The organism is Dictyobacter aurantiacus, assembly GCF_003967515.1.
GTDB lineage: Bacteria > Chloroflexota > Ktedonobacteria > Ktedonobacterales > Ktedonobacteraceae > Dictyobacter > Dictyobacter aurantiacus.
Genome location: NZ_BIFQ01000002.1, coordinates 1,233,266 through 1,246,782 on the forward strand (window position 1 = coordinate 1,233,266; position 13,517 = coordinate 1,246,782).

Below are 13,517 nucleotides of genomic sequence, written 5' to 3' on the forward strand. Positions count from 1 at the left end.
TATAAGTATATGCGATCGGGCCATCACATGGGAACAAAGTTTTAGCACCCTACCTGCTGGCACCTTTTTCCCTCTAAATTACAGGTCAGGTCGGCCAGAGCCTCACACTCGCGCCAGCTCTCTGCTATACTTCCCTCGCATTGCCAGGACGTAAAGCGTGGTCCCAGATAGTGCGCAACGTCGGCAGGGAGTTGCCAGCCTTCCATTTCAAATGTTTCTCGCCCGACGCGTATGAGGTGCTCAAAAGCCTGCAACGTCAGGGTTGTCTGGCGCAATGGCTCTGGCTTCTCTTTATCGATACGCCAGAAGCCCTTGATGTGCCGGGGATCTGAGCTCAAAATCCAGCAGAGATCCGCATAGTCAAGTCCATATAAGTCGGCCACAATGGCATCCAGCATGCAGCGCAAACGCAGGCGCTCATGCGCGGTCACTGCCCAGAGCTGACGCCAGTGCTGCTGGCCCAGTTCTGGCAGTAAGGACCGCAATTCCAACCATTGCGACGCGCAGCCAGGCAGGATCAAATTAAGCCGGGCCGCCATCAGGGGGCAGCAGGTCGCGCATAATCGTTCGGGTGATAGCAAGGGTGTCTCGGCGATAATAAAGTAATTCAGATGGACGCCACCCAGGCGACAGCGCAGCAAATAATCATACACAAACGAGTTTAGATTCGCCGCCAACGCCGCCACGCTGATAATACTGCTGTTCGCGGGCTGCAACACTGGCGTCACGTTGCCACAGGGCAAACCATTCACGATACTGGCATACATCGAACGCGCATTACTGGGGGAGCAGACATCCATGAACGCCAGCTTATTACCTCTGACAGCCGTCGAGCTATCCCGATAGATCTCGGCCGCCATCAGGAATTGAGGTTGCAACCGCTTGTGGGTCAAAGGTAGATCCTGCCACCGCGCGCTCCGCCCTCTGCCGCGCACCCAGCCTTTGAGGGCGGGATCAAAGGCGCCGATCATGCGCCCCTCATACAAAGGCAGGGCAACCTTCCCCTCGCGATCAATCCAGCATCCTGATACATCGGGCGCATAGCCACGCGACTGCCAATGCGCCACCGGCGCAAACAGGTGAGAGTCATTGGTCATATCGAATTCGCGCGCGTAACGCAGTCGCCAGCTCTGCTCATGCTGCGCACCCAGCAACACGCTATGTGGATAGATCTTCTCCAGAATCTCCAGATCACGCCGATCTCGAATCTCGAGGATAGTCTGCGATGATGGGCTGAGAGAAAGAATCTGCTGACGCGACATGGATAACAACCGCGGCTCACGCAGATCAGCCAATGCCTGCGCCTCCTCTTGATTAAAGGTTAGCGCGACCTGAGTAGTGTGACCACCCTTCGTTAGCACAATGGCGGCAAATTTAAAAGAGCTATGGATGGCAAAAATGCGCCGTCGATTCACGAAACCGAACAACAATCGCCACTGGCAGCGCTCCAAAAATAATTGTCTCAGTGCGGCCGTCCCCTGGTCCGTATAGATAGCGGCAGGCACCAGCATACCCAGTTGTCCCTCAGGCCGGAGCAGATAGTGAGCCAGTTCTAAAAAGAGCTTATAGCTATTCAGATCGGCGTTGCCCTGGTAACGGAATGGAGCGTGCATTCGTTCGTTCAGCGGACCAGAAGCCAGCTTGAAAGAAGCGCTACCGCCAGCTATTGAGGAATCACCAGATGGAGAGGCCACATGCCTGACCCAGTTCGCCATATACTTGAAATACGCCTGATATGCCAGCCAGTCCTGCTCGATCTTCTCGTCTCGCGCGAACAACTGCCGCTGGACCAGCAAAGCTTCCTGTTTATTGTAGCTCAAGTAGTGGGGATCATAGCACTGAAAAAACTCGCGCGAACAGGGCTTTAACGTTTCCCAGGGAGGATTGGATAGTATGGCGCTAAAACCGCCAGATTGAAAGACAGCCGGAAATTCTAGCTCCCAGTGGAAAAAGCCTATTTTTTCGGCCACGGTCGCTACGATCCTATCGACAGCCGCACTGCTCCGGGCAAAAGTAGCCGGGGTGGGAGCGATATCGAGATGTTCGGGCGGCCAGAACCAGAGCGCGCACCAGCGATCGTAAAGACGCATCTGGCCCTCTTCCAGCGTATCATCCTCAGGACAAGCCGCGCCGGCGATCTTCTCCTGATCGTGAAGTAGCATCTGCTGAAACTCTGGTTTAACAACCTCTCTACGCACCTTTAGTAGATCGGCGCCCCATTGACGAGCGCGATAGTGCACGCCAGTGGTATGGTTCTCATCCCCCGCTTCGCGCAGCCAGGCCATAACAGGATATTTCTGATACAGGTGGGACCACGTGCCAACCAGAGCATTGCCGGGCTTGATCTGATGATCGATAAAATTCAAAGGGATACAATCATCGCCCACCTCAAGCCACAGACTGACGCGAGCCAGTTCAACTGTAAACAGATTGAGATCGACGCCATACAGACATTGTTGTGCCACCAGCATGGCCGCCCTGGCGCGTTGCTGTTCAGGTGCCGCGACAGGCGGACAGCAATAAAGCTGGTAAGCTTTACAGAGGGCATCGGTCATATAGCGTAAGGCGGCCAGCAGAAAAAAACCGGGCCCGCAGGCTGGATCGCAGACCTTAACGCTCACAATCTCTTCTGGCGTCCTCGGAACAAGCATTCCCTGCTGATCACGTCTATACACCAGCGGCTCCAGGGCACATTCGGTCAGCGACCTCGCCAATGTAGGTGGCGTATAAAAGGTACCCGAAGCTTTACGCGCACCCACTCCCTGTTGCAGGTACAGATCCTGACCATCCCAGCAAAGCTGCCAATCCAGCAGATATTGATGAGCCAGGCCGATTGCTTCTACAGGAAAATCTTTGAAGTCGCCAGGGGCCGGAGGTACACTGGAACAGGTGGTTTGCAGGATAGTTAGCAACTGCTTGACACAGGAATCGGAAAAAAGCATATCCCACGACTCCAAAACAGCCAGCGCCCGCCGCAGCGCGCGGATACTATGTCGATCTCCTGGCAAAAAGAGGCGCACGTAATGGGGAGCAAAGTCACCAGAACCGGGATTTAAATACTGATCACAGAGGAGGAAAAGCAGCTTCAGATGCTTCCAGGCGTCATATCGCCCTGATGAAGCCGGGCAGCACAATAGTTGATCAAGTATATTGAGATCGCCATATGGCTGATCGGTCATCCCTCGTAGAGGTTGCAGATGGCGTGCCCGCATATAGAGAAGCACGATTAATCGCATAATGATAGCACTTCCAGACTGGTAGAGCGCATCCAGCGTATCGCGCAAAGAAAGGGATGTGCCATCAACCTCGCGCCCGATCATCTCAAACCATTGATGTTTATCAGCCAGCGGAGCGGCATCCATAGCGTCTAGCAGTATCTCTACCGCTACCCGTACCTGCTCACACCATGCATCAGCCTGCTTACCAAACTGGTCCTCCACACACACCGCCATCCCATCACCACTAGCCTGCCCCGGCATCTATTGTCAACACAAGAATATGCAATCAGTATAACGAGATCGGGCAAAACAGACAAGTTTTATGTGGGAGATCTGATAGATCGGCGTCGTATACATATGCAGAGAAAATGTTATACCTCCTTTCAGGATACACAAAGCACAGAAAGAAGGACATACCTGCTTCACGTCAATAATTTTACCTGTTTTCTGGCAGGATTACAAAGAAATGGAAGGACAATGCACAATTTTAGCAAGCGCATCACTATTCTTATGAGCATAGTTATGATTGCTTTTTTATCTTTTTGTGTTGCCAGTTGTGGAACTATCGGAGGAACGGCGCCGGCCAAACCTACGCCAGTTCTTCGCCGACCTACCGCGACACCGGTGCCCGCAGGTACCTTACTCTATGAATCCAACTGGTCCCTGGGCCTGGACCACTGGCACGCTTCACCAGGCTGGAAGATACTGGGTAAGAATTTACAAACCGAGCCGATGGACAATCTATCACTGACCATCCCTTACCAGCCCAGGGTCTCTAACTACGCGGTTGAAGCGCGGCTGCAGATTGTCCATGTAGCAAGTAATGGTGGTAGCGTACTTATCAGCGCCGATAGACAGCCTAATAAAGATGGATATCGCGCGGGAATCCTGAATCTCCTCCAGACGGACGTACGTCCGAATGGTAGCCATCCCCAGGTGCAGGCCTATATTGATCCCAGTGGTTCTATGGATCGAGGAAGCTTTGAGACCATGGATTATGAACCGGGTACCCAGTGGCATACATTCCGCGTAGAGGTCTCAGGCGCGCGTGCCAGCCTTTTAATCGACGATAGATCCATCAGCGATGCGCTCAGTATCAAAACCGATACGCTATCAGATGGCCCCATTCGTATTATCGGCAGCAAAGTTATCTTGCGCCTGAGCTCTATTCGCATCACCACCCTTTAAATACCGTAGGAGGACGCCTGTCCTCCTGCTCCCTTTCAGTATTTCCACTCCAGCGCTTTTTTATGTTCCTCTTTGGCGCCTACGGGGCCGGGTTGGGAGGTGTGGAGTGTGTGGTGGGCGGCCGCAGCCGCCCACCACACACTCCACACTTGAAAGAATATACATCGTATCGCTTGCTCGTGATCTTCCGACAATCTCTGGACGAATATTAAAAAGCCCTGTTTCCGCTCTCGCTCTACTTGACAATAAGATTTTGTCATGGTACGTTTTGGACAAGTCATCTTACCAATTTTCATTCTGTAACGGATAGGGTATGTGATGTCATCATTCCAGGTTATACCAAAATCCGCGGTGGCGGAGGATATCGTCAGTCATCTGCTGCTGCTGATTCGAGAAAAAAAGTTGCGGCCCGGAGATAAACTGCCACCCGAACGGGAACTGGCCGCGATGATGCAGGTGAGTCGGCCCTCGCTGCGCGAAGCGTTACGTACGCTATCGATCATGCGCGTCGTTGAGTTGCGCCATGGCTCAGGCGCATACATTACGGCGCTCGAACCATCGGCACTGGTTGAGCATCTTGATTTCGTCTTTTCGCTGGATGACTCCACATATTTACAGCTCTTTCAGACCCGAAAGATTCTAGAGCCTGGTATTTGCGCGCTGGCAGCCCGGCACATTACCGAAGAAGAACTCACCCAACTTGAAGCCTGCGTCGAACGCTCTAAAGTGGGTCTCGACAATCCAGAAGTGTATCTCCAGGCCGATCTGGATCTACACGAAATAATCACGCAGGCCGCGCGTAATCCCCTTTTAAAACGTTTCATGGCCAGTATCCGTAGCCTTGGCCGCGCCAGTCGTCAGCGCACATCGACGCTGCCCGGTGTTTTTGCCCAGACCATTCAAGATCATCAGGGGATCATCAACGCCCTGAAAGCTCATGATGCTCAGGCCGCCCATAATGCGATGCTTACCCATCTCGAACATATTGAGCAACGCCTGCTTAAGGAACAATCTTAATCAGGCAGACAGCCATGTTGAACGTTCGTGAGTAGCTCTAATAGTGTTGTTACTCTGTACCTGCATAGTTTTAAAGGAAAGGATCATCCATGCGTCTATTAACTTTTCATGCGCCAACAGGTTTAAAGTTAGGAATCAAAACCGAGCGCGGCATCATCGATGTGGCCGCCGCCAGCACGGCGTTACATATTCAGCACGTTCCTGCTACTTTTGAAGAGCTCTGTAGTGGAGATGCTGTTGATCTGCAGGGATTACACCAGCTGGTTAACGCGGCCGAAGGCAAAAGTGGCGACTGGCTGCTGTCAGAGGACAACATCCAATATGGTCCCAGTGCCTCACGTTATGGCAAGATCATCTGCGTAGGATTGAATTACCGGCGCCACGCGGCTGAATCGAAGATGCCCGTACCAGAATCGCCGGTACTCTTCCCCAAATACGCCAACACACTGGCGGGCTCTGGTGAAGATATTCCCTTGCCTGCGAACGCCACGCAATATGACTATGAGGCGGAGCTGGCACTGGTCATCGGACGCCGCGCCCACAATGTTTCAGAACAGGAAGCCCTTGATTATGTGCTGGGCTATTGTAACGGACACGACCTGAGCGCACGCGACCTCCAGTTCCGTACCTCGCAATGGATGCTTGGCAAGACGGTCGACAAATTCCTGCCCATCGGCCCGTACCTGGTTACCTCTGACGAGGTCGGTGATCCACAAAACTTGAGCATCAAACTCTGGCTCAATGGTGAGATACGCCAGCAATCCAACACCTCGGATATGATCTTCTCGGTCCCCTATCTTGTGAGCTACCTGAGCCAGTATATTACGCTAGAGCCGGGTGACACGATCGTCACCGGTACACCTGAAGGGGTCATCTCGGGCTATGCCCAACCTCAATGGCTCAAGGCGGGTGACCAGGTCACGATCGAGATCGGTAACCTGGGTAGATTGACAAATGTCCTACGCTAAGCCTGTCTTTGCGGATACACGGCAAGAAAAAATACACTGAAAGGATAGAGGGATGAGTACAACGCAACAGATGGAAGCGTTAACCTGGCTGGGTCCACGTATGATGGAGATGCGCACGACCGGAGTCCCCCAGCCCAAAGCGGGCGAGGTATTGCTCAAGGTAAGCGCGGCCGGTATCTGCGGATCAGAGTTGAGCGGCTACCTGGGTGAAAATAGCCTGCGTAAACCACCCTTAGTGATGGGGCATGAAGCCGCCGGTCGGGTCGTGCAGGTAACAGATGGAACCTTTCACGATGGCAGCCCGGCCAGCATAGATACGCGGGTTACCTTCAATCCCCTGATCACCTGCGGACACTGTGATCGCTGTAGGGCCAACCGACCAAATCTCTGCCGCACCCGCCAGATCATTGGCATCCATCGTCCGGGTGCCTTCGCAGATTATGTAGCCGTGCCTGCTCAACTCTGCTATCCCTTACCAGACAATATGTCGACCTCGATCGCTTCCCTGGCTGAACCACTGGCATGTTCCGTAAGAGCCGTCTCTATCGCGCACCTACAGCCGGAGCAGAGCCTCTTCATTCTGGGTGCGGGACCTATTGGACTCTTCTGCCTGGCCGCCGCAAAGGCACTGGGCATCCAGAATATCGTAATCAGCGACATGTCGCCATCCCGACTGGACATCGCGAACCGCTGGGGTGCGCAGGCAACCATCAACGCGGGCGAGCAAAACGTGGTGGAGACCATTCAACAACTCTTTCCGGGTGGTGTTGACGCGGTCATCGACGCGGTTGGCTTGAACAGCACGCGCGCCCAGGCGGTCCAGGCCGCAGTTCCCGGTGGGCAAGTCGTCTTTATTGGCCTCCATCACGAATCTTCTCCGCTGGAAGCGAACTACCTGGTCCGACAAGAAGTAACGATCAGTGGAAGCTTTAGCTACACGCCAGCCGATTTTGACCTCTCCTTCGGGTACCTGAAGCAGGGCCTGCTGCAAGCTGAAACAGATTGGCTGGAGGAACGTCCGCTGGCCGCTGGTGCCAACGCATTCGCCGAATTGATCGCCGGCAGTGTGGCGGCCACAAAAATCGTTCTGCGTGTAGAATAAAGCGAAACAAAAAGGATGAGTAAGATGAAAATCAGTGCGGTACGTCCGCTTGTTCTTGGCACACCCTGGCGTAATCTAACCTATGTCGTCGTCGAGACGGATGAAGGGCTGCGTGGTGTGGGAGAAGTACGCATGGTTAACCATACCGAGTCGCTCCTGGGCTATCTAAATGAAGCGGCCAGGCATCACATACTGGGCTCGGATCCCTTCAGGATCGAGGATCTCACGCAGCGGATGTTCAGACGTGACTTCGCGCGACCCAGCGAGATCATGATGTCGGCGATCGCCGCCGTTGAAATCGCCTGCTGGGACATCATGGGGCAGGCGCTCAATGTTCCAGTTTATCAGTTGCTGGGAGGCGCCGTACGAGAACGCATCCCGGCTTATGCCAACGGATGGTATACAGTAGAACGCTCGCCGGCGGAATTTCACGCGGCCGCAAAAAGAGTCGCGGCACGCGGCTATCGCGCGCTCAAAGTCGATCCGTTCGGCGCCGGTTTCTATGAGCTGAGTCGTACCGAGAAACGGCGCGCCATCTCACTCATCGAGGCCATACGTGCGGCCGTCGGTGAGGAGATAGATATATTTATAGAAATGCATGGACGCTTCAACGCCGCCACCGCGACGGAAATGATACGGGAACTGGCACGCTTTACTCCCGGCTGGTTTGAAGAGCCAGTACCACCCGAAAATCTGGCGGTTCTCAAGAAGGTCAGCGACGCCACCGGTCCACTGGGAATCCCCATCGCCACCGGCGAACGTCTGCATACACCATACGAGTTCCGCGAACTATTTGAGCTACAGGCGGCGGACATCGTCCAGGCGGATATTACGCATACTGGTGGTCTACTGGCAAGCAAAAAGATCGCCGCCTGGGCGGATGCTTATTATATGCTGATCGCGCCACATAACGTATGTGGTCCGGTTGGAACAGCGGCGGCCCTGCACCTGGCAGCCAGTACCACCAACTTCAAAATCCAGGAGCACTTTAACGACTTCGCCGATGCCTGGGTGAAGGACGTAGTCACCGGCATGCCCGAAGTTGATCCAGCCGATGGTAGCTTCCCGTTACCATCAGGACCAGGACTGGGCGTCAAGCTGAACGAAGACTTCATCGCCGCACACCCACATAAAGATGTCTTCTTCGATCTCTTCAAGCAGGACTGGCAGTATCGGCAGGCTGAACAGCCAGCCGCCCAATAACAGGATCAGATACGGCATCCGCAATGGCGAAATACCCCATTGCGGATGCCGCATTGATACTCATTTCTATCCGTCTACACTGCATATCGCGCCTCGTTTCCATCACTTCCAAAGTTGTTCTCTTATATTGCAACTGAAATCAAGCACTTGCAGGGAAGGCACTTATGCAACAAAACATCGATGATGGTGCTCTAGACATTGAGCAACCAGGAGTGCTTCAGCGTTACTTACAGGCCCATGGGCGCATAGAACCCGAAGAAGAACCGATTATTCAGATACTGGCCGGAGGGATCTCGAATCGTACCGTACTGGTGCAGCGCGCAGACGGAGAGAGCTGGGTCATCAAGCAGGCGCTGGCAAAGCTGCGCGTGGCCACGGACTGGTTTAGCAGTCCCGAACGTATCCACCGTGAGGCGCTCGGCATCCGCTGGCTATCACAATTGGCACCCTCTGGTACGATTACCCCCTTTGTGTTTGAGGATCATATCCAGCATTTGCTGGCGATGCAAGCTGTGCCTCAGCCACACGCTAACTGGAAAACACTGCTGCTAGCAGGCCAGCTGCAAGATCAACACGTCGTGCAATTCAGTGAATTGCTGGGCAACATCCATCGCCATGCCTACGAGCGGCAAGAGGGAATCGCCCGTGTATTCGACGACACCTCATTTTTTGAATCGCTACGCATCGAACCATATTATCTCTATACCGCTACGCAGGTTCCAGAAGCCAACACCTTCATCGAGACGCTGGTTCAAGAGACACGCGCCAACCGTTTAACGCTGGTACATGGTGATTACAGCCCCAAAAACATCCTGGTACATGCCGACAAACTTATTTTATTGGATCACGAAGTCATCCACTATGGCGATCCCGCCTTCGATCTCGGTTTTTCACTCACCCATCTCTTAAGCAAAGCACATCACCTTACCGCTCAAAGAACAGATTTCGCACGGGCCGCCAACATGTACTGGCAAAACTATAAGAAGTCCATTGAAGATGTACCCTGGTCGCGGCCTCTGGAAGCACGAGCGGTTCGTCATACACTGGCCTGCATGCTGGCCCGAGTCGCTGGTCGCTCCATGCTGGAGTATTTCTCTCCCCAGCAACGTTTGCGGCAGCGCCAGGTTATTTTGAGCCTCATCACTGACCAACCAGCCACTATCAACGCACTTATTGAGCAATTTATAGAGAGGATCAATCAGTATGACGACAACGATCAAACAGCTTAGCGCATGGGAAATTCTGGATAGCCGGGGGCGTCCAACGGTCAAAGCCCGGTGTACATTAGATAGCGGGGCAACCGGAATCGTCTCCGTCCCTTCGGGCGCCTCAACGGGAGCGGCCGAGGCACATGAATTACGCGATAATGATCCCGCACGCTATCGAGGTTTGGGATGTCGTAAGGCGGTCGCCAATATCAATGGAGAGATTAATAGCGCGCTAAGCAGACGTCCATTGGCCGGTCAGCAAGAACTGGACACCATGTTAATTTCACTGGATGGTACACCGAATAAATCTCGTCTGGGAGCCAATGCCATCCTGGCCGTCTCTCTGGCTTTCGCGCGCGCAGTAGCTATAGAGCGACAGCGCCCACTCTATCAGCACTTCGCCGATATGCAGGAACTTTCTTTGCGCACACTACCACGGCCTACCATTAACCTTTTTAGTGGAGGCAAACATGCCGGTGGTCAGGTAGACATTCAGGATGTATTACTGGTACCAGCGGCGGCGCAAACGATGGATGAGGCGCTAGCCGTAACCTTCGCCATCTACCAATCCGCCGCCGAGCTGACCTATAAAAAATATGGTACCCGTAGCCTGACGGCCGATGAAGGTGGCCTGGCTCCTCCCTTTCCCAACACCGAGACCATGCTGACGGATGCCGTTGAAGCGATAGAGATAGCCGGTTATACAGCGGGAAAAGATGTTGCGCTGGCGATCGATGTTGCATCCAGCCACTTTTTTCAGCAGGGACAGTACCATCTCGACGGGCAGCAATTATCGAGTGCAGACATGATCGAGCGCCTGACGGACTGGTCGTCGCGTTATCCCCTGGTCAGCATTGAAGATGGATTAGCCGAGGATGACTGGGATAACTGGTCAGGGCTGCATAACCGTCTTGCTGCACAGACCCTCGTACTGGGCGACGACTTCCTATGTACCAATCCTACGCGCATCCAGCGCGCCATTACCAATCAGGCCGCCAATGCCTTGCTCTTGAAAGTTAATCAGATAGGCACACTCAGCGAGGCAGCACAGTCCTATCAGCTAGCGCATTCAGCTGGCTGGCGCGTCACCATCAGCGCACGCAGCGGCGAGACCGAAGACAACTGGTTAGCGGATCTCGCGGTTGGCTGGTCCGGCGACCAGATCAAGATAGGTTCAATTACCCACGGTGAACGCCTGACAAAGTATAATCGATTATTAGAGATTGAAAACGAGACACACTTGCCCCTGATAAAATGGCCAACCCTATCCTGAATAATCCGTATCCGATGCGCATATGCCCACAATTCTCAATCAAGTCGCTCAATGATTGGTATCCGCAACTTGATTGAGAACATCACTTCCTAGTTGATCGACCTGCGCATATAATTCTTCCACCGCAGCGATTGATGCCTGTAGCTGTTCGCCAGTGGTACCAATCTTACCAAGTAAAACTGTAATGCATTCTACAAAATTGTCTGGTTTAATAGCGAAGGCAGCGACATCCGCCGCTAATCTCTTTTCGCTCAAATAGTAGACTTTATTGAGAGCATACAACACCTGTACCAGACAATGGACAGCCCGCGCCAATCCACCAACAACCATATAGACTTCCCCTCGCTTTGCTGGCTTATACATGTTTTCCAGCGTAAAGCGCACGCTCCAGAGAAAATTCTTTATAATTGCTTTTTGAAGTAGTAAAGGATAAGGATTGATCCTGGTCTTTAAAGTTTCAATGATGTACTCTGGATCATACAGCGGCTTACAGATGGCCGTTTCAGTACAATACATAAAATTATGAAAGCCATAGGCAGGCTGCTGCCAGTAATCAGAAATCACCTTACCATGCAGACAATCATCAATGGTAGTAGTCACAAAATTGAGATCGCGGTAAAGAAAATCGACCCGCTGCCCTTGAATGGTTAGCCAGGCGCCTCCATTGACCCAGGTACCCCAGCCACCTAATGCGGTTACAGTAGGATCTGGAAAATCATTCAGCTCCTGCGCCACAGCGCGCACCGCCTTAATGTCGAGAAGTTGATCAGATCCATAGTACAGACCAATATCGATATCAGAATCAGGCCGCTGTGTATTGCTCGCATAAGAGCCTCCCAACACAATAGCCTTTACACCTTTAATATGCTTAACGCGCTCAACTATAACATTAATCAAAGCTTCCACCTGCATAACAGTCATACCTTCCTTGCTGATACGAATATAAACTTTTACTTTACTTCTGATAACGGCATAAAGAAAAAGAAAAGCCCTTCACTCATCGTAATAAATATAAAATAATCGCGCAGCAAAACGTATATAAGAAATCAATTTCACGTGTACGTGTACGTGTACACGTGAGTTATATTACCATTTAGTTGGTCACTAGAGCTCCAGATCGGGTCTGGTCGGACACACATCAAATTTCATCACTGTGCTTGAGCTAAAATGGATTCAGAGAATCAAGAAAGGGCTTTAAGAGGATGTAAGGTATACTTTTATATCTCCACAGCCTAAAGGCCACTGTAGAGCCTTAGAATTACAAATAGCGGCATTTCCAGGAGTTACGGCTCCCCCATTTCACGCCTCTATCGAAATCATGCAAAAATTGCAGCGAAAACATGTTTTACGTCTACGTGTACGTCTACGTCTACGTGTACGTGTACGTCTACGTCTACGTCTACGTGTACGTGTACGTGTACGTGTACGTGTACGTGTACGTGTACGTGTACGTGTACGTGTACGTCTACGTGTACGTGTACGTGTACGTGTACGTGTACGTGTACGTGTACGTGTACGTGTACGTGTACGTGTACGTCTACGTCTACGTCTACGTCTACGTGTACGTGTACGTCTACGTCTACGTCTACGTCTACGTCTACGTCTACGTGTACGTCTACGTCTACGTCTACGTGTACGTGTACGTCTACGTGTACGTCTACGTGTACGTCTACGTGTACGTGTACGTCTACGTCTACGTCTACGTCTACGTGTACGTCTACGTGTACGTCTACGTGTACGTCTACGTGTACGTGTACGTCTACGTCTACGTCTACGTCTACGTCTACGTCTACGTCTACGTGTACGTGTACGTCTACGTGTACGTCTACGTGTACGTCTACGTGTACGTGTACGTCTACGTCTACGTCTACGTCTACGTCTACGTGTACGTGTACGTCTACGTGTACGTCTACGTGTACGTGTACGTCTACGTCTACGTGTACGTCTACGTGTACGTGTACGTCTACGTGTACGTGTACGTCTACGTGTACGTCTACGTGTACGTCTACGTGTACGTGTACGTCTACGTCTACGTCTACGTCTACGTGTACGTCTACGTGTACGTCTACGTGTACGTCTACGTCTACGTCTACGTCTACGTGTACGTGTACGTGTACGTCTACGTGTACGTCTACGTCTACGTGTACGTCTACGTGTACGTCTACGTCTACGTCTACGTCTACGTCTACGTCTACGTCTACGTCTACGTGAAGATAAGCCCCCTACCTTATTAGATAGATCTAAAATAATTTATATTGACACGATACACAATATGGCTCCGTATCAGTGATTACTTATCTAAATTTAAATTCTACCTTATCAATGCAATTCATATAGTTT

The 13,517-nt window shown here is 52.2% G+C and carries 10 protein-coding genes; 8 read left to right on the plus strand and 2 right to left on the minus strand.

Features of this window, described 5'->3' with window-relative positions; all coding sequences use genetic code 11:
* Positions 1-41: 41 nt before the first annotated feature.
* A complete protein-coding gene (locus KTT_RS29935; RefSeq protein WP_126601350.1) occupies positions 42-3,452 on the minus strand; it encodes an Eco57I restriction-modification methylase domain-containing protein in 3,411 nt (1,136 codons plus the stop codon).
* 288 nt (positions 3,453-3,740) lie between these two features.
* Here KTT_RS29935 and KTT_RS29940 point away from each other — a divergent pair, with 288 nt between their 5' ends.
* From KTT_RS29940 to eno, 7 genes are all read left to right on the plus strand, one after another.
* A complete protein-coding gene (locus KTT_RS29940; protein ID WP_126601351.1) occupies positions 3,741-4,406 on the plus strand; it encodes a hypothetical protein in 666 nt (221 codons plus the stop codon).
* 318 nt (positions 4,407-4,724) lie between these two features.
* Positions 4,725-5,423 carry a FadR/GntR family transcriptional regulator gene (locus KTT_RS29945; RefSeq protein WP_235845980.1) on the plus strand — a complete coding sequence of 233 codons (699 nt, stop codon included), beginning with the start codon at positions 4,725-4,727 and terminating at the stop codon, positions 5,421-5,423.
* 89 nt (positions 5,424-5,512) lie between these two features.
* A complete protein-coding gene (locus tag KTT_RS29950; protein ID WP_126601353.1) occupies positions 5,513-6,391 on the plus strand; it encodes a fumarylacetoacetate hydrolase family protein in 879 nt (292 codons plus the stop codon).
* 52 nt (positions 6,392-6,443) lie between these two features.
* A complete protein-coding gene (locus KTT_RS29955) occupies positions 6,444-7,493 on the plus strand; it encodes a galactitol-1-phosphate 5-dehydrogenase (RefSeq protein WP_126601354.1) in 1,050 nt (349 codons plus the stop codon).
* A 24-nt stretch (positions 7,494-7,517) separates the two neighbouring features.
* The gene (locus KTT_RS29960; RefSeq protein ID WP_126601355.1) at positions 7,518-8,696 is read left to right on the plus strand and encodes a mandelate racemase/muconate lactonizing enzyme family protein; all 1,179 of its coding nucleotides are present in this window, start codon (positions 7,518-7,520) and stop codon (positions 8,694-8,696) included.
* A gap of 164 nt (positions 8,697-8,860) precedes the next feature.
* Positions 8,861-9,925 (plus strand): phosphotransferase family protein, encoded by a 1,065-nt coding sequence (locus KTT_RS29965; protein WP_126601356.1) that lies wholly within the window; start codon positions 8,861-8,863, stop codon positions 9,923-9,925.
* The gene (gene eno / locus KTT_RS29970; RefSeq protein ID WP_126601357.1) at positions 9,900-11,177 is read left to right on the plus strand and encodes a phosphopyruvate hydratase; all 1,278 of its coding nucleotides are present in this window, start codon (positions 9,900-9,902) and stop codon (positions 11,175-11,177) included. Before KTT_RS29965 ends, eno begins: the two co-directional genes overlap by 26 nt.
* Positions 11,178-11,225: 48 nt before the next feature.
* On the opposite strand, the gene KTT_RS29975 is transcribed toward eno, so the two are convergent.
* Positions 11,226-12,098 carry a nucleotidyltransferase domain-containing protein gene (locus KTT_RS29975; protein ID WP_126601358.1) on the minus strand — a complete coding sequence of 291 codons (873 nt, stop codon included), beginning with the start codon at positions 12,096-12,098 and terminating at the stop codon, positions 11,226-11,228.
* Positions 12,099-12,517: 419 nt separating this feature from the next.
* On the opposite strand from KTT_RS29975, the gene KTT_RS29980 reads away from it, so the two are divergent.
* A complete protein-coding gene (locus tag KTT_RS29980) occupies positions 12,518-13,411 on the plus strand; it encodes a hypothetical protein (RefSeq protein WP_126601359.1) in 894 nt (297 codons plus the stop codon).
* The last annotated feature ends 106 nt before the right edge of the window (positions 13,412-13,517 follow it).

What these genes read in the sequence shown, in the direction of transcription:
- KTT_RS29975 (WP_126601358.1), bottom strand. Translation starts at nt 12,098, where the DNA reads ATGACTGTTATGCAGGTGGAAGCTTTGATTAATGTTATAGTTGAGCGC.
- KTT_RS29940 (WP_126601351.1), top strand. Translation starts at nt 3,741, where the DNA reads ATGATTGCTTTTTTATCTTTTTGTGTTGCCAGTTGTGGAACTATCGGA.
- KTT_RS29980 (WP_126601359.1), top strand. Translation starts at nt 12,518, where the DNA reads ATGTTTTACGTCTACGTGTACGTCTACGTCTACGTGTACGTGTACGTC.
- eno (WP_126601357.1), top strand. Translation starts at nt 9,900, where the DNA reads ATGACGACAACGATCAAACAGCTTAGCGCATGGGAAATTCTGGATAGC.
- KTT_RS29935 (WP_126601350.1), bottom strand. Translation starts at nt 3,452, where the DNA reads ATGGCGGTGTGTGTGGAGGACCAGTTTGGTAAGCAGGCTGATGCATGG.
- KTT_RS29965 (WP_126601356.1), top strand. Translation starts at nt 8,861, where the DNA reads ATGCAACAAAACATCGATGATGGTGCTCTAGACATTGAGCAACCAGGA.
- KTT_RS29945 (WP_235845980.1), top strand. Translation starts at nt 4,725, where the DNA reads ATGTCATCATTCCAGGTTATACCAAAATCCGCGGTGGCGGAGGATATC.
- KTT_RS29950 (WP_126601353.1), top strand. Translation starts at nt 5,513, where the DNA reads ATGCGTCTATTAACTTTTCATGCGCCAACAGGTTTAAAGTTAGGAATC.
- KTT_RS29960 (WP_126601355.1), top strand. Translation starts at nt 7,518, where the DNA reads ATGAAAATCAGTGCGGTACGTCCGCTTGTTCTTGGCACACCCTGGCGT.
- KTT_RS29955 (WP_126601354.1), top strand. Translation starts at nt 6,444, where the DNA reads ATGAGTACAACGCAACAGATGGAAGCGTTAACCTGGCTGGGTCCACGT.